Origin of the sequence: Streptomyces sp. NPDC056580 (assembly GCF_042793175.1) — a bacterium.
GTDB lineage: Bacteria > Actinomycetota > Actinomycetes > Streptomycetales > Streptomycetaceae > Streptomyces.
Window position 1 is genome coordinate 425,917 of record NZ_JBHTVE010000007.1, and the last position, 18,246, is coordinate 444,162.

The following is an 18,246-nucleotide window of genomic DNA, read 5'->3' on the forward strand; positions in this document are numbered from 1 at the left end:
GCTGCCTTTCACGTGCCGAGCGAGGTGAGGACGTCGCGGCGCAGGGCCACGCGGGCCGGGTCGTCGTGGGCCGTGCGGTCGCGCGGGCGGGGTACGTCCCGTACGGCGAGCAGGCGGCCGGCGCCGAGCAGGGCCACGCGGTCGCCGAGGAACAGGGCCTCGTCGACGTCGTGGGTGACGAAGACGACGGTCGCGCCCGTGCCGTGCAGCGCCTCCACCAGCAGGTCCTGCATGCCGGCCCGGGTCTGGGCGTCGAGGGCGCCGAACGGCTCGTCCATGAGGACGGCGCGCGGACGCCCGGCCAGGGCGCGGGCCAACTGGGCGCGCTGGCGCTGCCCGCCGGAGACACGGTGGGGCAACTGGCGGGCCTGGTCGGCGATTCCGACCCGGACCAACCACTCCTCAGCCCGGACGCGGCGCTCGGAGCGCGGGACGCGGCGTATGGCGAGCGGGAGTTCGACGTTGGCGCGCAGGGTGCGCCAGGGCAGGAGGGCGTCCTCCTGGAAGATCAGGGCGCGTTCGGCGGAGGGACCGGCCACGGCGTGCCCGTCCTGGCCGATCTGTCCGGTCAGCGGGGGCAGCAGGCCCGCCAGGCTGCGCAGCAGGGTCGACTTGCCGCATCCGGAGGGGCCGACGACGGTGAGGATCTCGCCCCGCGCGATGTCGAGGTCGACGTCGGCGAGAACGGCGGCGTCCGGGCGGCCGAGCGTGGCGGCGTGGAGGGTGAGCCGGGTGCCGCGTACGGACGACGGAGCCTGGTCCACCGTACGGGGTTCGAGCCCGGTGTCAGACGAGGTGCTCATCGCGTGCCTCCTCGGTGTCGGAGGACCGGTCGGTGCGTACGGCGGCGGGGGCCGGCCGGGCGGGACCGAGCGTGCGCGGTGCCGTCGGCCGGTTCCCCGCGGCGTACGACGTGCGGGGCAGCCAGCGGGTCAGACGGCGGCCCGACAACTCGACGGTCGTGGAGGTCAGCCAGCCGAGGACGCCGATCGTGACCATGCCGACGAAGACACCCGGGTAGTCGACGACCGTGTAGTCCTGCCAGGTGCGGTAGCCGACGCCGTACTGCCCGGAGATCATCTCGGCGGAGATCACACAGATCCACGAGACGCCGATGCCGACCGACAGGCCGCCGAAGATGCCGGGCAGCGCCCCGGGCAGGACGACCGAGCCGAGGATGCGCCACCGGCCGCCGCCCATCGTGAGCACGGCCTCCTCCCACACGGGGGTCAGCGCCCGCACCGAGTGCCGGGTGGAGACGAGGACCGGGAAGAAGGCCGCGGTGAAGGTGATGAAGACGATGCCCTGTTCGTTGGAGGGGAAGAGGAGAATCGCCACGGGCACCAGGGCGATGGCCGGGATCGGCCGGGCCACCTCCAGCAGGGGGCCCAGCAGGTCCTCGGCCAGTCGCGAGCGGGCCACGAGCACGCCTCCCGCCACGCCCAGCACCGCCGCCAGCAGGAAGCCGGTGACGATGCGGGTCAGGCTGTCGGTGAGGTCCGTCCAGTAGTCCGCCCCGGACAGGCGGTCGGCGAAGGCGTGGGCCACATCGGTGACCGTGGGGAATTGCGAGAAGCGCAGCCACAGGTCGACGTCCAGGCCCGTCAGCAGCTGCCAGAGGCCGAGGGCGGCCGCGAGGGCGCCCGCCCGCAGCGCGTACCGGCCGATCGGCGGGAGCGGGCGCCGGTAGCGGCCCGCTCGCGGCGCGGGCCGGCTCATGCGGCACGCTCCAGGGCTTCGGCGTAGGTGACGACGTGGGCACCGCCGTGCGCGGAGACGTACGCCTGCGCGGTCGAGGGGGCGAGGAACGGCAGCAACTTGTCGCGGTCGGCCACCCAGACCGCCTTGTCGGCGAACCACAGGGTGCCGGTGGTGGCGTCGGGCACGTAGGCGGCGCGGATGCCGTCTGGGTGGGCGGCCACGTAGGCCAGCAGCTCCGCCGGGGACTTGAAGGCCTTGGTCTCTCGGGCGCCCTTCGGCCATGCCTCGCTCGCGGCGGCGGGCGGCAGGGCGGCGAGCCGCTTCGCGTACGACGTGCCGAGGGCCTTCTTCGCGTAGTGGTCGTCGACGAAGGAGTCCACGTCGATGTCGCCGGTCAGCTTCGCCGCCTTCAGGACCGAGACGTCCTGCTTCAGCGCGGAGACGAGCTGCGGCTTGACGGCCGGGTCGAAGGTGGAGATGCCGTGGGCGCCGTTGTAGAGGTAGACGACCTCGGCGGGCAGGCCGGTGGCCTTCGCGACCTTCTCGGCGGCGGACACGGGATGGGTGTCGAGGTAGTCGGTGGCCTCGGCCTGGGCCTTGAGGAAGGCCTCCAGCACGGCCGGGCGGCTCTTGGCGAAGTCCTCGCGGACGGTGACGCCGTGGAAGGTCGGCAGGTTCAACTGGGCACCGTCGTAGAGGGCCTTCGCCTTGCCCTGGTAGGTGAGCAGGCCGGGCCAGGCGACGAACTGGGAGAGGGCGTCCGCGCTGCCCCCGGCCAGGGCCGACGCGCCCACGGCGGGCTGCTGGTTGAGCTTCTCGATTCCGTCGTTCGGGTCGATGCCGGCGCGCTGCAGGGCGCGTACGAGGGTGCCGTCGGCTGCGGAGCCGACGCTCGTGGAGACCTTCTTGCCCTTCAGGTCCGCCAGGGAGGTGAGCTTGGAGTCGGGTGCGGTGACGATGGTGTTGAGGCCGCCGCGGAGGTTGTAGCCGGTGACGGAGACCAGGTGGGTGGAGCGGCCGAGTTGTCTGCCGCGGGCGGCGTTGATGAGCAGAGGGAAGTCGCCCATCGAGCCGATGTCGATCTTCCCGGCGGTCATCTGGGCGGTGATGGGGGCGCCGGTGGCGTAGTCCTGCCAGTCGACCTTGTAGGTACGGCCGTCGTGGAGGGAGTTCAGCTGCTCCTCGAAGTAGCCGAGCGAGCGCAGGAGTGTCCCCGCGGTGACCGTGTTGATGGTCCTGGACTGGTACCCGACGGTGACCGTGACGGTGGAGCCGTCACCGCCGGCCGCCGCATCGCCGCCGCAGGCGGTGAGCGGTGCGAGGAGCAGGACGGCGGCTGCGGCGAGTGCGGTGCGTCGCATGGGAGTTCGGCCTTTCATCGGAGCAGGTAGGGCATGTTCACCGTCACGGCTCCGGTGGGACAGCGGGCCGCGCAGGGGCCGCAGTACCAGCACTCGTCGACGTGCATGTACGCCTTGCCGCTGCTGTCGTCGATGGCGAGGGAGTCCAGCGGGCACATGTCCACGCAGAGCGTGCAGCCGTCGATGCACTTCGACTCGTCGATGGTCACGGGCACGTCGGCCCGCTGGGGCGCCAAGGGCATGGCTGTCTCCAGTAATGTGCGCGAGCAAGGTGTTCACAGGGACCGGTGCAGCAGTCCGCTCATCGCGATGCGGTCGCCGCGGAAGCGGATGAATTCCAGGTCGACGGGTCGCCCGTCGGCGAGGTACGTGAGACGTTCCAGCATCAGGAGGGCCGCGCCGCGCGGTGCCTGCAGTACGGCTGCGGAGTGGGCGTCGGCGTTCACCGCCTCGAGGCTGATCTCAGCGTGCCCGAGAGGGATACCGGTGTGCGCCTCCAGGAGCCGGAAGATGTCCGTGTTCTCCAGGTCCTCACCGAGCAGGGCGGTGCCGACGTCGAGCGGGATGTACGTGAGGTCGAGCGACAGGGGCAGGCCGTTCAGCCGGCGCAGACGTTCGACGTAGAGGACGTCAGTGCCGGGTGGGACGTGCAGACGGTCGGCCACCGGGGACGGGGCGGGGACGGGGCCCACGGTGCGGACCTTGTTGGTGACACGGCCGTGTTCGCGCAGGGTTTCCGCGAGGCCCATCAGGCGGTCGAGTCCGTGGGGGTACTTCTGAGCCACGACGACCGTGCCGACGCCGGGGAGGCGTTCGACCAGCCCCTCTGAGCGCAGCAGGTCGAGGGCTTCGCGGACGGTGTTGCGGGAGGCGCTGTAGTCCGTGGCGAGGATCGTCTCGTGCGGAAGCGCGCCGTCCGGGAATCCGCCGGCCAGGAGCTGGTGGCGGAGCAGGTCGGCGAGCTGGCGAGCCCGGTCCGCCCGCAGCCGCCGCGCACGGCGGGCCGCGACGGTGGTCGCGCCTTGGCCGGCGTGGTCCCGGATGCGGTCGGTGGGTGGCATGTTCCGGACCTTACCCATCCGGTCGGGGAAACGGTGTTGCTGGATTGTTGCGCCACCTGGCACCTGACCAGATGCCCGCCTGACCAGGGGCTTCGCCGGGCAGGCGGGGAGATCTTCCAGCGCCGGGACCTGCCCCGGGGAACGGACGAGTCGCTCGGCTCACGCCGTGTCGGACACCGCGTCCTCCCTGCCTCGGAAGGCGGGATGGTCGCCGAGGCGGCGCACGTAGTCCTGCAGCCGGAGCCGCGCGTCGAGGGCGTCCACCGGTCCGAGATGGCCGAGTGCCACCCACAAGTCCACGTCCACGGCCGTCAGTTCATCGCCCAGCGCATAGGGTTGCCCGGCGAGCCGACGATCCAGCAGATCCAGTGCCGACGATCGTTTCGACGGCTCGCCGGCCGGGATGACGTCCCGCTGCGGCGGTTCACGGAAGGCGTCGATGTCCGCGGCCTGGGCCGGCGGGCGCAGCGCGGCGGCGCGTGCCACGTCGTGACCGGACAGCAGGCCCGCCAGGTCGCGGAGGATGCCGGGGGTGTGGTTGGCCCTGCCCACCCGCATCCTTACCGACCCGCGGATGCGCAACGTCCGCGCGCCGTGGGCGGCGATGTCCTCTGGATCGGCGCCGTAGGGATGGGCGGCACCGCCATCGCCCGGTACTGCCGCACAGCGGGCATCGCCCTGTCCGCGATGAACCTGTCCTTGGATGGCGTGCGCGTCAGGGAGCGCCTGCGGGGCGGGGAGCCCGCCTTCTCGGTCCTCCATGTATGCAGGCAAATCGTGCTGAGTAGGGTGGAGTTGTCGTCCCGGTGGTCTCCCCCGTACCACCGGGACGCTCTCTTGTCGGCAGCCGCGGCCGGTCGGTGGGAGGCAATCAGTGCAGGATGCTGACGGCCCGCGCGATCACGAGGAGCGAGGTCAGAAGGGCGGAGACGCTCTGAACAGCCATCAGGGCTTTGGCGCGGGTCGACAGTGGCATGGTGTCGGTCGGGCTGAAGGCGGTGGAGTTGGTGGTGGACAGGTACAGGTAGTCCATCAGGGTGGGGACCCAGTCCGAGGTGGCGCTGGCGCCGTCGGCGACCTCCTGGACCGCATCGTCGTTCTCGTCCTGGGAGAAACGGAAGTCCGCCAGCGGCAGGGCGGAACGGGGCGCCTGGGTGCGGCTGACCGGGCCGCCCCGGTCCAGCTCCCAGTAGGCCAGCCCGAAGACGATGACGTTGGTGAGCCAAACCTGCAGCGCGGCCACCAGCAAGGACCGGCCGTCCTTAACCCCCGCGTAGAGCAGCTCATGGATCAAGATGGCCAACGCCACGAGATTGCTGACCGCGATGACACCCACGAGCGTCAGCGACAGGACGCGGAACGTCTTCGTCTGCCGGGTCAGCCGTTTGGGGTTGATCGCGATGAGCGGGATGAGCAGCAGGCATTCCAGGGCAGGCAGGACGTACCGAGGAGCGATCAGCAGCCGCTGCGGCAGCAACAGGTACAGAGCGATCGCGGCGAGGGTCGCGACCACCGCCGGAAGCCGTGCCTCTCCCCTGCGTTCATGCCTCGGATGCCGCGTGCTCGCCTGTGCTCGCGTAGGTGCCATTCCACCCGGCCTTCCGGTCGTTCCCACAACGGACCGTGCCACGGCGCCTGGCATGCGTTCTGCAGTGCCGGGCGCCGCGCACCATCAGCATGTACCCCGAAGCCCGTGGCCAGCGCCTGCGCGTGAGGGACACCGTCCAGGCGCCTGCCAGCCGGTAGAGGGTGACCGGCAGGACATGCGCGGGTGGCAGGCAGCCGGCCGCGGGAGATCGCGGACGGCTGCCCGTCGTGTGTGCCGGGTGCTGCTCCGGTGCGCCGGAGCGGGTTAGCCCTGGCCTGGACACCGTTCTCCCGCTGGCCCGCGCCACTAGGGAAGGGCTCCCGGTGCGGGAGGTCGCCTCTCAGATCAAGACCTGGACGAGTTGATCCCCGCCGGATCGACAGATCAGACAACTGCCCGCCTGGGGTCGGGAGTTCCACGGCAGCCTCTCTTACGGGCTGGGGGACTCGCACGCTGCGCCGGGTACAGCATCTCCGTGTGCGCACCGCCTACGGCGACACCGAGATCAGGCAGGCCGCCGAACAGATCGGCCGCCAACCCAGCCGGCCGAGACGCGGAAGCGCCAAGGAGGGCCAGTGAGCGGGACCCCCCCCCGTCCATCCGGCTACCGCGCGGCAGGAGCAGCACTGCACTCGGACGGTCCACCCGCTCCCCCGGCGCGTGGGTGACGGCGTTCCACCGCCGGAGGGTGCCGTCTAGGCATCCGGTGACGAGGCACCACCCGAGCCGCTCCAGCCTCGGGAGGTGACGGCGTCGGAGACACCGGCCGGTACGGACTATGGCCCGACACCGCGCGCGACGTCGTGGGAGCGCCCCGTCCCGGGGTCGGAGCGGCGGGCGTTGGCGGAAGTGAGCTTCATTGAGCGGTCCGAAGCGGCAAATCGAGCGGTCGCGGTCCACACAATGGGACGACGAGGTCCGGCCGCGGCGCAGGCAGTCCGTGACGACCGGATCCTCGCGGGCACTGTCACGTCGTTCGCCGTGGCACGTTTCTCGTCGGCCCGACGATCGCTCCGTCGAAGGTGTTCCATGCGCATTCTGTTCTCGGGTACTCCGGCCTACGGCCACCTGCTGCCGCTGCTTCCCCTGGAGAGGGCCGCCCGCCGGGCCGGTCACACCACCGCGTTCCTCACGCACCCGTCCCTCGCATCCGTGGTGGCGCCCGCTCCCGTCATCGCGGCGGGTGCCTCGCTGGAGGTCACGCTGGCCGAGTTCCAGCAGCGCACCGGGAAGGACGCCGCCGCCGACATGTCCCCGGCGACCGCCGGCGAGTTCTTCGGCGGAACCCGCTTCGACCTCGGCGCCGACGAGGCCTTGGCCGCGGCACATTCCTTCGCCCCCGACCTGGTGGTCGCCGAGACGGCGGACTTCCTCGGCCCGCTGGTCGCCGCGGAGCTGGGAGTGGAGTGGGCCTCCCACGGTGTGGGCATCGCGCTGGAGGCCCCCCTGGCCGAGGCGATGTGGTCGACCGCCGAGGCGCGCGCCGCGGCGCGGGACATCGTCCTGACCCTGCCCTCCATGTCGATCGACCCCTGGCCCGCCTGTCTTCAGCGCGACGACTGGGAGCCGTCGGCGGACCGTGTCACCATCCGGCCCGAGGCGCACGAGTCCGAGGCGGTGTCGCAGTGGCGGCGGCCGTCCTTCCCGGGCCGCGAGCACCTGCCCCGCGTCCTGGTGACGCTGGGCACCCTCGTCGACGACTCCGACGCTCTCGTGAAGATCGTCGCATCGCTCGCCGACCGGGACGTGAACGTGGTGGTCGTCCTTCCGCCGTCGGCCGGGGGGAAGACGCTGCCGGTGGAGGGCGACGGCGTCCACGTGACCGGTTTCGTTCCCATGGGCCTTCTGCTCCAGGGTGTGGACGTGGTCGTCTCCTCCGGCGGCGCCGGCACGGTGCTGTCCGTTCTCGGCGCCGGCCTGCCGATGGTGATCTGGCCCATGGGGCTGGACAAGCCCCTGAACGCGGAACGGACCGCTGCCCTCGGCGCCGCGGAGGTCATCGGCGCGGCGGACGAAGCCGGTGCGGCCGTGGCGCGGGTGCTGGAGCAGCCGTCCTACCGGGCCGCCGCTCAGGTGGCGGGAGGACACATCGTCGCCATGAACCCGGCCGAGGACGTCCTGCTCCTGCTGACCGCACGGCAGGGTCGCTGACCCGTCCGCAGAACGGGCAGAACGCCCCCCCCCCACGGCCGACCGACGGAAGGAAGCACCATGTACTACGCAGTGAGGCAGCACGTCTTCGGTTCCCCGGAGACGCTGGTGTACGAGGAGGTCGATCCGCCCTCGCCCGGGCCCGGAGAGGTCCGTCTCGCTGTGACAGCGGCAGGTGTGCACCTCATGGACACCGTGCTGCGCGCGGGGAGGGAGACGGGTATGGCGCTGCCCCGCCTCCCGATGACACCGGGCCGGGAGGCCGCGGGTCTCGTGGACGCCGTCGGCACCGGGGTCGACGCGAGCCGGCTCGGCACCCGAGTGGTGGCCTACCTCGGACACGAGCGCAGCGGCGGCTACGCGACGCACGCCGTGGCTTCCGTCGACGCCCTGCACCGCGTTCCGGACGGTGTCGACGACGCCACCGCGGTCGCCATGATCGGAACGGGTCGCACCGCGGTGGGCGTACTCGAACAGGCGGCGTTGTCGGCCGAGGACGTCGTCGTGGTGACTGCCGCGGCCGGCGGGATGGGGACCCTGCTCGTCCAGGCGGCGCGGCAGGCGGGGGCCAGGGTGGTCGGCTTGGCCGGCGGCCGGCCCAAGACGGAGGCAGTGCTGGCGCAGGGTGCCGACGGTGCCGTGGACTACACGGTGGCCGACTGGGAGCGACGTCTCGGCGAGGCTCTCCGGGGTGGACCGTCCACCGTCGTCTTCGACGGGGTGGGCGGCAGTCTCGGCCGGGGCGCCGCGGAGTCGTTGGGGCCCGGGGGGAGGCACCTGTACTACGGCTGGGCGTCCGACGAGGGGCACTTCACCACGTTCACCGAGGCGGAGCTGGAGGAGTACGGCATCACGTCGCACATGGTGGTGGGGCCTTCCCTCTTCGCCCTGCCCGGTGGCATACGCCGGCTGGAGGAGACCGCCCTCGCCCGGGCGGCTCAGGGTCTGTTCCGTCCCGTCGTGCAGTCCTTCCCCCTTTCCCACGCCGCGAAGGCCCACCTGGCGCTGGAGACGCGGGCCACCCTGGGCAAGGTGGTGTTGCGGCCGGAGGCCGACGGCCGTCCGTGACCTGTGCCGTCGCATCAGGGCGTGAGCAGCGGCAGACCCGCCTGCTCGTGCTGCCACAGCCTTTCCTCGATGCGCGAGGTCGCGGTCGCCAGGTGCCGGCGATAGGTGCTGTACGGCATGTGCAGCCGTCGCGCCGCCGCCTCCTGGGTCGGTGCACCCTCCAGAAAGGCGAGGGTGGCGACCCGGTGCGCCTTGTCGCCGCCGCGTCCGGTGACAAGGCCGGCGACGGCGTTGGACAGCACCTCCCGCAGGGTCGTGCCGTGGTCGACGACGAGTCGGCTGCGGCTGAGCGGGTTCGCTTCCAGCGCCTCCGGTCGCCGCAGGTCGCGCAGGGCCGAGCGGACCGCGGCGGCGAACTCCTGCCGGGTCATCACCGGCGCGGGTGCCGGAAACCGGTCCGTGACGGCGGGTCCGCAGTCGCCGTCCGTGTCGGTCAGGAGTGTCCGCTGCTTCTCGGCCAGCCAGTCCCCGGGCGACGCGTCGCGCCAGTCGTGGGCGAAGATCCGGTAGGGGTGCCCGCCGACCACGACGGGCCGGTCCAGGGGCGCCATGTCGCAGAAGGTCATGTGGGCGTCCCAGAACCCGTCGTCACGGAACACGATGAACGACCAGGCCAGGCCGGAGTCCCGAAGGAGTTCCCCCAGCATGCGCCAGAGCATCAGATCCATCACCGGCGAGGGCCGCTGGTAGTGGCGCGCGTGCACGTGGAAGCGGCCGAGGACCATGTGCTGACCGGGTGCGAGGCTGCCGTGCGCGCTCACGTGCTCCCACGCCGCCGCGGCGACCGGATCGTCCTCGCGTCCCTGGAAGGGGTCCGGACGCAGCCAGGCCGAGAAGGCCGCGGCGGCCGACGCGCCGCGCAGCCGCTGCACCCGGAAGTCCTGCGGCCGGTTCTTGAGCCAGTAACGGGTCGGACCGGCCGCGTCGGGGCCTTCGCCCCGTTCGGCGAGCGCGAGGACGTCGGCCTCGTCCGAGGGGTCGTACGGATGGTCCTCCACCAGTCCCGGGGTGTACCACGCATGGCTCTCTGCGCCATGTGGCCCGCGTCCCGGTAGAGGAACTGCAAGGAGCCCACGTCCTGGAGCAACGTGCCGGGCGAGGCGGAACCGATCCGTTCCACGAGGTGGCGGTGCAGCCTCCGGTAGAGCTGGTCGAAGCGCTCGGGGTCGCGCCACCGCAGGTCGGTCGCGAGTGCCTGCCGGACGACGTCGTGCGGGAAGACGCCCTCGGAGCAACGGTCGACGAAGGGTTGTTCGCGCATCCACGCAAAGAGTTCCGGCGCGTCGTCACCGACCACGGCGCGCAGAAGCGCCTCGGTGGTCAAGTGCGCCTGCGCGCAGACTTCGAGGGCGAGCCGGTGCCGGGGGCCGGGCAGCTCCCCCAGGATGCTGCGCAGCAGCGGCGCGACGACCTCGGGGGCGGGTTCCCAGCGCCGGGAGACGGGCAGGTCGTGCCCGGCGGACGCGTGGGCGGCCAGTACCAGGGCGAGCGGGTGGCCGGAGGCGAACGCGAGCAGCGGACCGCGCCGTGCGGGATCGACCCCGCGTCTGTCCAGGAAGGCCTCCGCCTCCTCTGCACTGAGGTCGCCGAGGGCGATCACCCTGAGCAGGTCCACCCATCCCGGGTCCGCCGACCACCTCGCGTCCGGCGCGTGCCGGCCCGCCACGACGACCAGGATGTCGGCGGGCAGCCCCGGCAGGAACTCCTCGCGCAGCCAGCTCTCCAGGCTCTGGCAGTACTCGAAGGTGTCGATCAGCAGCAGCGTCCGCGGGGTGCGCACAGCCGTCTCGGCGGCCTTCTCGAACGCCTGGGGAGCGGCTGGCACCATCCGCCCGTCGACGTGGACGACCGTCCGGCCGGCGGCGACGGCCTCCTTGGCGTACTGCCGCATGAGCGCCGACTTGCCGATGCCTCCGGGGCCGTGCACGTACAGCACGGACGGAGCGCCGGGGCCTCCCGCGAGAGCGTCACGCAGCAGACGCAACTCGGCTTCCCTGCCGACGAACACGCGGTCCCTCGCCGCGTCGATCCGGTCGGCGATGCTGCTCCGCGGCGCTCCCATCACGTGCCTCTCAGACTCGGCGGACACTGCCGCCTCGCTCGCTGCGTCAGGTCGGACGAACTGTGATCCGGGCAAGGGTAACCAGGCCTGGTGCCCTGCGGCGCCGAGGGGCGGCGCCGTCGACCGCCGGGGTGCCGGCGCCGAGGCCGTCGGGGGCGGGGCGAGGGGGCGTTCGGCCTGTCCCCGTTGCCCGGGCCTGCGGGGCTGTGACGGTGGGAGCGGCGGACACGTCGGTCGCTCCGGACGCCCTTAGACCCACGGACCACAGGCCGGACACCGTAGCGGGGTGGCCCTGACGGCGCGTCATACGGGGCCGACCTGGGTGGTGCGGAGCGGGTGTTCGTGGTGGCGCGCGCAACGGTGGCCAGGTGGTGGAGCAGGCTCTGCACGGGGGGACGAGGAGAGCTACCCATACCGCCTGCACCTGCTGGCGGGGGCCAGCGTGTCAGGCGGCGTCGGCGTTACCTCGAGGGCATGCTGTGGGCACATGGGACCGCGGGGGCAGCCGACGAGAAGGAGTCATGCGAATGTCGTCTCAGGACGTTACGGTCGTGGCTCTCCTGGCGGATCCGGACGCGCCCACGGAGATCGCGCAGCGCATGGCCCCGATACTGCCTGCTCGGCTCGCCGACAAGTCAGGCCAGGGGCGACGGTTCGACGTCGAGGTGGTCAGTGAACCCTTCACCACAGGGACGGAAGACCCACCCACCTTGATGCGCCGGATCATGGACCGCGGAAGAGCGGAGACCTGGGACATCGTCGTGGCTCTCACCGACCTTCCGCTGCATTCACACGGGCGCAGACTCCTTGTGGATCTGAGTCACGAACACGGCTTGGCGCTGCTGTCTCTTCCTCCGCTGGGGGGCTTGCGTCTCCAGGCGAGAGCCCTGCGGGCCGTGGAAGAAGCCGTGCTCAGCTTGGCGGCCTCGCTGACCACCGGGGCTGAGGGATCTCCGCGGAGTCAGCCGCGGTTGGGGCCCTTCGTCAGTCGTCTCGCGCCTGTTCATCCGGGCGAGGTCGGTGAGGAGGAGACCGCTGATTTTCGGTACGTCGTCAGCGGGCCGCGCGGTTATCTGAGGGTGCTCCTCGGCATGGTGCGCGCCAACCGGCCGTGGCGCTTGGTGCCGGGCTTGTCGAAAGCCCTGGCGACCGCACTCGCCGCGGGAGCCATCGCCACCCTGGACTCCACCATCTGGAGCCTGTCCGAGGCCCTGAGCGCGCAGCGCCTCGTGATCATCATGGTCGGGAGCGTCGGGCTCATGATCGGCTGGCTGATCGTGGACGGGGAGCTGTGGCATCGCCCAGCAAAGGTCTCGAAGGAGGCAAGGCAGAGGGCGAGGCTCTACAACGCCTCGACGGTCATGACCGTGGGCCTCGGGGTGCTCGTCTGCTACGCGGGTTTGATCGTCATCAACTCGGTGTGGGCGCTGTTCATCCTCAACGACCGAGTGTTCGCCTCCATGACACGAACCCCGCTGCGCGCCACGGAATACTGGACGTTGTCCTGGTTCGTCGCTTCGGTCGCCACGGTGGGCGGCGCGCTGGGATCGGGCTTGGAGAGCGACGAAGCGATCCGGGCAGCCGCCTACTCCAGGCGCGAACAGGAACGTCGCCGGATGCTCCAAGCCGACGCCGGTGACTAGCTGGTGACCTGAGTTTCGTCGGTGGCTGGTATTCGTCCTAGCCTGGACGCGACCTCGTCGGGGAGCAGGTCGAAGCACGTGTCGCGGCCGCGGGCATGGATCCGGAGCCGATAGTTGCCGGGCCGTCGTAGGAAAGGACCGGGAGCTTTACCTCATCCAGTCATGCGCCCCGCGTACGGCGAGGAGTTCCGCAGGGAACCCGCGTCCCCCCGCTCCTCCGGCAGCCCGAGTACCGGCCCGCCCGCCCGTGCCCAATCCTTAGCAAGGGTTCATCACTCGGCATCACCCCCAACCCTCACCTCGACGCACGCCCAGCCGGTCTCCGCCCGGCGGAGAGCCTGGTCCTCCACACCGACGGCCTCGCGGATCGAGGCGTTGTCGCTCGCCTACGGCCGGGTGGTGATCCACTGCGGCCGGGTGGTCTCGCACGCCGGCGCGGTGCGCGAGTACGCCGATGTTGCGGCATCCGCGGGACCCGACCTGCCTCGGCAGTCCGGCAGCCCGGCCTGAGCGGTCGCGTGTGGCAAGAATGACCCCATGCACATTGTGATCGCGGGTGGACACGGAAAGATCGCGCGCCGGCTGACCCGGCTGCTCTCGGCGCGCGGCGACAACGTCACAGGGCTGATCCGCAACCCGGACCACGCCGACGACCTGCGCGCGGACGGCGCGGAACCGGTGGTGTGCGATCTGGAGCACGCCTCGGTGGACGAGGTGGCCGGCCAACTTCGCGGCGCCGACGCGGCACTGTTCGCCGCGGGCGCCGGACCGGGCAGCGGCGCGGCCCGCAAGCAGACGGTGGACCGGAACGCGGCCATCCTCCTCGCCGACGCGGCCGAGAGCGCCGGGACGCGCCGCTTCCTGGTGATCTCCGCGATGGGCGTGGACAGGCCGCCGCCGCCCGGCACCGACCCGGTGTTCGCCGCCTACCTGAAGGCCAAGGGCGAGGCGGACGCCGACATCACCTCCCGTTCGGGACTGGACTGGACGATTCTGCGCCCGGGAATGCTGACCGACGACCCCGGTAGCGGCCGCGTCACGCTCGCCGAGCACACCGACAGCGGCCAGGTCCCGCGCGATGACGTGGCTGCGGTGCTCGCCGCCTTGTTGCACGAGCCCAGGACCGCCGGGCGCATCCTCGAACTGATCAGCGGGTCCACCCCGGTCGAGGAGGCAGTGCGCGCCGTGGCCGGCGGCTGACGCCGCACTCCGCCCTCGCCCGGGTACGGGTGCGGCTACGACTCGCCCGGGCGCTCAGCACCTCAGGCGCGTAGGTCAGCCCAGCACTTCTGCGATCGGGGCGTCGGCGTCCACGTAGCGCACGAGCTTGCGGTTCGCGAATTCCACGATGCCCACGTCGCCGAGTTCGCGCCCGTAGCCGGAGCGCTTGATGCCGCCGAAGGGCAGCTCCGGTCGGGACGCGGTCGGGTGGTTGATCCACACCATGCCCGCCTCCAGCCGGTCCGCGACCCCGCGGGCACGTTCTGGGTCGGCGGCGAAGACCGCGCCCCCCAGGCCGTAGCGGGAGTTGTTGGCCAGTGCCACGGCCTCGTCCTCGTCGGCGACCCGGTAGACCGTGGCGACGGGGCCGAAGAGCTCTTCCCGGAAGGCTCGCATGTCCGGTGTGACGTCGGTGAGAATGGTCGGCTCGACGAATGCACCCGGCAGGTCGGGCCGCCCGCCGCCCAGCACCACCGTGGCTCCCTTGTCCACCGCGTCACGAACCTGCTCCATCAGGAGTCCGGCCGCGGCCTCGGAGGACAGCGGGCCGAGCGTGGTGGCAGGGTCGACCGGATCTCCCGGTTGCACCTGGCTCATCCGGTCTCGCAGCCCGGTGACGAAGTCGTCGTAGACGTCGGCAAGGACGATGAAACGCTTGGCCGCCACACAGCACTGCCCGGTATTGCCCATCCGGCCGAGGAACGCGGCGTACACGGTGCGCTCGAGGTTGTGACTGTCAAGCACCACGAAGGGATCACTGCCACCCAGTTCGAGGACGGACTTTTTGACATTGCGGCCGGCGATCTCGCCCACGCTCACGCCCGCCCGCTCGCTTCCGGTCAGTGACGCCCCCTGCACACGAGGGTCATCGATGATCTTCCCGACGTCTCTGCCCCGCACGAAAAGGTTGGTGTAGACCCCGGTCGGTACCCCGGCATCCTTGAACACCTGCTCGAGTGCCAGTGCGGACTGGGGGCAGCTACTCGCGTGCTTGAGCAGGATCGTATTGCCGAGGACGAGGTTCGGACCCGCGAACCGGACCACCTGGTACAGCGGGAAGTTCCACGGCATCACACCGAGAAGGACACCGAGCGGCTCGTTGACCAGCACGGCCGTGCCCTCGGGCACCGGCAGGGGTCGCTCTCCCAGCAGCTCGGGGCCGTGCTCGCCGTAGTAGGTGAGGATGTCGGACGCGAGGTCGACCTCCGCACGGCTCGAGTCGATCAGCTTGCCGACCTCAAGGGTCAGGAGGTGCGCCAGTTCCTCCTTGCGCTCCTTCATGAGCCGGCCGGCGCGTTGCACGATAGCCCCCCGGTCGGCCGTCGACCGGGCACGCCAGTCCGGGAAGCTGCGGTGCGCCCTGTCGATCGCACGCTCCACGTCCTCCGGGCTCAGCGCCGGGAACTCACGAACCCTTTCACCGGTGTACGGGTTGACCGTGGCGATCGGGCTTCCCTGGGCAGTGGCATGGGCGTCCATGACGCCTCCCTGAGAGTCGGGACACCTCGGGTTTCCACGCCCGGACCCGCCCACACATGCTGATTCTGTCCCATTTCACGGCAAGCTGTGGCACCTGGGCCCTCTACGGTTCCCGTCGATGCGCAGAGCGTCAGTGTTCGAACCGGAGGGGCGCCACCGTCCACGTCTGCGCACCGTCCCGGCTCGGTCGTGGTGCGGCTTTTCGGACCCCCCACGAGGCCGATCACCCGTGTGCGGGCACCGGCGAGAACCCCCTCGCGGCGGGCAGCGTCCTTCTCGGGGAGGGGCCGAGCGCGGTCCCAGCTCGCAGCCTGTTTGTCTGGTGCCAGACCCGTGGAGCCGACCATGAGCACACCCTCAGCACCGCCTTGGCCGCACTGTGGACACGGCTCCGATCCGACCACCGACCCGGTCGGCTGCCGCGGCATCCACGTACACACCCAGTGCGGGTGATCGCCGCGGTCGTGGCGAGTTTTGGCTTTCTGGTAGTGGCGCTGCCAGGACAAGGCCACGGCGGGTTCCACCAGGGATGGATCTCAAGGACCTGCCGATGGTCCCGCCATCGGCCACAGCGTCGGTTGCTCCGTGGCAGGAGCGGCTCAAGTCGCTCCCACTGGGCGTCAGTCAGATCATCCCCATGTCCCACAGGCCTATCAACGACTCGACTGATCGGCAGGGCAATGTCTGACTCCTGATCCACAGTCAGGAGCAGAGCCGTCGGAGAAGGCCAGGAGCGAGCGTCGAAGATCCCTGGATATAGTGCAGGCGCTTTGCCCCGATGACCCCGCCGCCGAGGAGGCCGTCCCATGGACCCCGTCACGCTGATCACCGGTGGCTCGACCGGAATCGGCGCCGCCACCGCCCGCGCCCTGCTCAAGCAGGGCCACCGCGTGGCCGTCACCGGACGCGACGCGGGCAAGCTGGCCGCCTTCGCCACCACCGCGGGGGCGGGCGAGCGGCTGCTGACGATCACCGGCGACGCCAGCGAAGCGGACGACGTCGCCGCTGCCGTCCGCCACGTGCTGGACGCTTGGGGCCAGCTCGACAACGTCATAGCCAACGCCGGTTTCTCCCTGCCCGGCAACCTGGAGACCCACGCCCCTGAGGACATGCGCGCCATGGTCCTCACCAACGTCCTGGGCCCCGCCCTGCTGATCCAGGAGACCCTGCCCCACCTGAGGACCTCCAAGGGCCGAATCGTGATCATCGGCTCGGTCGCCGGCGTCCGCCACACCCCCGGCAACCTCTACTCCGTCACCAAGTGGGCCGCCCACGCCCTCGCCGAGAACACCCGCCTCCTGGTCGGCCAGGACGGAGTAGGCGTCACCGTCGTCGCCCCGGGCGTCGTGGACACCCCCTTCTGGCACGCCCGCGGCGGCACCCCCGATGCAGCCGCCACGATGACCGCCGAGCAGATCGCGGACACGATTGTGTTCGCCATCAACCAGCCCGCGGGCGTGGACATCAACCACATCACGATGCGGCCGACGGGGCAGGTTGGCTGAGGGACGGTTGGCCAGAGCCTGATCGACCACCTCTGCCGCCGTCGGATTCCGGTTCTTGGGGCAGAAGATCAAGTCGCTCACATATCCGCTGGGAAAAGCTGGCCTGTGCGGCGCCGCTCAGGCTGGTTCGAGTCGCGGTTCCGGTTGCCGCGCCGGTGCGGTCGTCGGATCCCACAGCTCGGTGGTCCGTACGTAGCCGTAGATCACGGAGGCCAGTGCCAGAATGAGAAGCGGCCCGAAAGCCCACGGATGTGCGGCCATTTCCGTCGGCAGCCAGCGGTACGACACCAGGAGCACGGCGAAGACCGTGGCGCCGTAGCCGACGAGCTGGATTCCCCGCCGGTCCCAGCCGCGGTCGAACGAGCGCAGCGCCACCTCGATCGTGAGCGCGAATATCACGCCGACGACGAGATCGGCGCCGTAGTGGTAGCCGAACGCCAGCGTCGCGCTGAGGGTGGCGAACAGCCAGAACGTGCCCGCGAACCGCAGCACGCGCGGGCCCTTGCGGGAGTGGATGAATATCGCGGTGGCCCAGGCGGTGTGCAGGCTGGGCATGCAGTTGCGGGGGGTGATCCCGTCGTAGGGAATCGAGTGCGGGGTGCCGACCGGCGGCGGCGTGTGCGGCCACAGGTCGGCCACCGCCCATTGCAGGCCTCCGGTGCCGGAGGCGCCCGGGCCGTAGGCGAAGACCGGCCCGACCACGGGGAAGATCATGTAGACGGCGGGCCCGAGGAGGCCGATCACCAGGAAGGTGCGCAGCAGGTGGTGGCGCGGGAATCGGCGCTCGACCGCCACGTGGCGCAGCTGGTAAAGGACGACGACCACCGCGGCCACGGCAAGCTGCGCGTAGACCACCTGGAGAAGGTGGGTGCCGATCGGGTCGGTGGCCTTGACGATGCGGCCCATCAGCCACGACGGGTTGCCCAGCGCGTGATCGGCGGTCGCCACGTACTGGTCGAGCACCGTCGGCCGGCTCTTCGCGGTGATCAGCAGCCAGGTGTCGCCGGTCTTGCGGCCGGCGACGAGCAGCAGGCCCAGGCCGACGCCCTTCAGCAGCAGGACGCGTTCGGCGCCGGTGCGGCGCGTGACGGCGATGACGGCGCAGGCCAGCATCACCCACAGCGCGCCGTTGCCGAAGGAGTGGCCGTCGGCCGTCCTGGCGTCGACCGCCCACCGCACCAGCACGAAGACGGCGTCGACACCGATGGCGGCGCCGGCGGCGATGAACCGTTGCCGCCAGGTGAGGACCACCATGGTCAACGCCAGGCCGCCGTACAGCGGGCCCGGTTTCGGGGCGAACACCAGCCCGTTCAACTGGTTCGTGATCGGCCCCGGCTGGCCGTAGCGCCGTGCGGAGATCTCGAGGGTGACGAGGATTCCCAGAGCCACCACAGCCGCCGCGGCCC

16 protein-coding genes are annotated in these 18,246 nt (G+C 71.1%); 5 read left to right on the forward strand and 11 right to left on the reverse strand.

Translation table 11 applies throughout. From position 1 onward, the window contains the following. Positions 1 to 8 precede the first annotated feature (8 nt). From ACFQ9Z_RS18410 to ACFQ9Z_RS18440, 7 genes are all read right to left on the reverse strand, one after another. Complete coding sequence (locus tag ACFQ9Z_RS18410) at positions 9 to 803, reverse strand: ABC transporter ATP-binding protein (protein WP_383018243.1); 795 nt, start codon at positions 801 to 803, stop codon at positions 9 to 11. Further along, the gene (locus tag ACFQ9Z_RS18415; protein WP_383018246.1) at positions 787 to 1,719 is read right to left on the reverse strand and encodes an ABC transporter permease; all 933 of its coding nucleotides are present in this window, start codon (positions 1,717 to 1,719) and stop codon (positions 787 to 789) included. The genes ACFQ9Z_RS18410 and ACFQ9Z_RS18415 overlap by 17 nt, the downstream gene beginning before the upstream one ends. Beyond that, positions 1,716 to 3,062 (reverse strand): ABC transporter substrate-binding protein, encoded by a 1,347-nt coding sequence (locus tag ACFQ9Z_RS18420; protein WP_383018249.1) that lies wholly within the window; start codon positions 3,060 to 3,062, stop codon positions 1,716 to 1,718. Before ACFQ9Z_RS18420 ends, ACFQ9Z_RS18415 begins: the two co-directional genes overlap by 4 nt. Positions 3,063 to 3,076: 14 nt before the next feature. Beyond that, positions 3,077 to 3,304 carry a ferredoxin family protein gene (locus ACFQ9Z_RS18425; RefSeq protein ID WP_016437651.1) on the reverse strand — a complete coding sequence of 76 codons (228 nt, stop codon included), beginning with the start codon at positions 3,302 to 3,304 and terminating at the stop codon, positions 3,077 to 3,079. Between the two features lie 33 nt (positions 3,305 to 3,337). After that, positions 3,338 to 4,123: a GntR family transcriptional regulator gene (locus tag ACFQ9Z_RS18430; RefSeq protein ID WP_383018252.1), complete on the reverse strand. Its 786-nt coding sequence runs from the start codon at positions 4,121 to 4,123 to the stop codon at positions 3,338 to 3,340. 159 nt (positions 4,124 to 4,282) lie between these two features. After that, positions 4,283 to 4,675: a glutathione S-transferase C-terminal domain-containing protein gene (locus ACFQ9Z_RS18435; RefSeq protein WP_383018255.1), complete on the reverse strand. Its 393-nt coding sequence runs from the start codon at positions 4,673 to 4,675 to the stop codon at positions 4,283 to 4,285. Positions 4,676 to 4,994: 319 nt separating this feature from the next. Continuing rightward, positions 4,995 to 5,636 carry a hypothetical protein gene (locus tag ACFQ9Z_RS18440; RefSeq protein ID WP_383018258.1) on the reverse strand — a complete coding sequence of 214 codons (642 nt, stop codon included), beginning with the start codon at positions 5,634 to 5,636 and terminating at the stop codon, positions 4,995 to 4,997. Positions 5,637 to 6,740: 1,104 nt separating this feature from the next. Here ACFQ9Z_RS18440 and ACFQ9Z_RS18445 point away from each other — a divergent pair. Next, positions 6,741 to 7,862, forward strand: a complete 1,122-nt coding sequence (locus tag ACFQ9Z_RS18445) for a glycosyltransferase (protein ID WP_383018261.1) — start codon at positions 6,741 to 6,743, stop codon at positions 7,860 to 7,862. A 60-nt stretch (positions 7,863 to 7,922) separates the two neighbouring features. Next, positions 7,923 to 8,930, forward strand: coding sequence for a zinc-binding dehydrogenase (locus tag ACFQ9Z_RS18450; protein WP_383018264.1), 1,008 nt, complete (start codon positions 7,923 to 7,925; stop codon positions 8,928 to 8,930). Positions 8,931 to 8,944: 14 nt separating this feature from the next. Here the strand turns inward: ACFQ9Z_RS18450 and ACFQ9Z_RS18455 are convergent, their stop codons facing one another. Together ACFQ9Z_RS18455 and ACFQ9Z_RS18460 are read right to left on the reverse strand one after the other, a co-directional pair. Beyond that, positions 8,945 to 9,691: a hypothetical protein gene (locus ACFQ9Z_RS18455; RefSeq protein ID WP_383018266.1), complete on the reverse strand. Its 747-nt coding sequence runs from the start codon at positions 9,689 to 9,691 to the stop codon at positions 8,945 to 8,947. Further along, complete coding sequence (locus ACFQ9Z_RS18460) at positions 9,688 to 10,992, reverse strand: ATP-binding protein (RefSeq protein WP_383018269.1); 1,305 nt, start codon at positions 10,990 to 10,992, stop codon at positions 9,688 to 9,690. Before ACFQ9Z_RS18460 ends, ACFQ9Z_RS18455 begins: the two co-directional genes overlap by 4 nt. Before the next feature lie 527 nt (positions 10,993 to 11,519). Here ACFQ9Z_RS18460 and ACFQ9Z_RS18465 point away from each other — a divergent pair. Together ACFQ9Z_RS18465 and ACFQ9Z_RS18470 are read left to right on the forward strand one after the other, a co-directional pair. Continuing rightward, a complete protein-coding gene (locus tag ACFQ9Z_RS18465; protein WP_383018272.1) occupies positions 11,520 to 12,635 on the forward strand; it encodes a hypothetical protein in 1,116 nt (371 codons plus the stop codon). Between the two features lie 537 nt (positions 12,636 to 13,172). Then, a complete protein-coding gene (locus tag ACFQ9Z_RS18470; protein WP_383018275.1) occupies positions 13,173 to 13,835 on the forward strand; it encodes an SDR family oxidoreductase in 663 nt (220 codons plus the stop codon). Between the two features lie 75 nt (positions 13,836 to 13,910). Here ACFQ9Z_RS18470 and ACFQ9Z_RS18475 read toward each other — a convergent pair whose 3' ends face one another. Next, entirely contained in the window at positions 13,911 to 15,335 is a 1,425-nt protein-coding gene (locus tag ACFQ9Z_RS18475) for an NAD-dependent succinate-semialdehyde dehydrogenase (RefSeq protein ID WP_383018278.1), read from the reverse strand. A gap of 806 nt (positions 15,336 to 16,141) precedes the next feature. On the opposite strand from ACFQ9Z_RS18475, the gene ACFQ9Z_RS18480 reads away from it, so the two are divergent. Next, positions 16,142 to 16,840 carry an SDR family oxidoreductase gene (locus ACFQ9Z_RS18480; RefSeq protein ID WP_383018281.1) on the forward strand — a complete coding sequence of 233 codons (699 nt, stop codon included), beginning with the start codon at positions 16,142 to 16,144 and terminating at the stop codon, positions 16,838 to 16,840. 117 nt (positions 16,841 to 16,957) lie between these two features. Here the strand turns inward: ACFQ9Z_RS18480 and ACFQ9Z_RS18485 are convergent, their stop codons facing one another. Next, a complete protein-coding gene (locus tag ACFQ9Z_RS18485) occupies positions 16,958 to 18,232 on the reverse strand; it encodes a phosphatase PAP2 family protein (protein WP_383018284.1) in 1,275 nt (424 codons plus the stop codon). Positions 18,233 to 18,246: the final 14 nt, after the last annotated feature.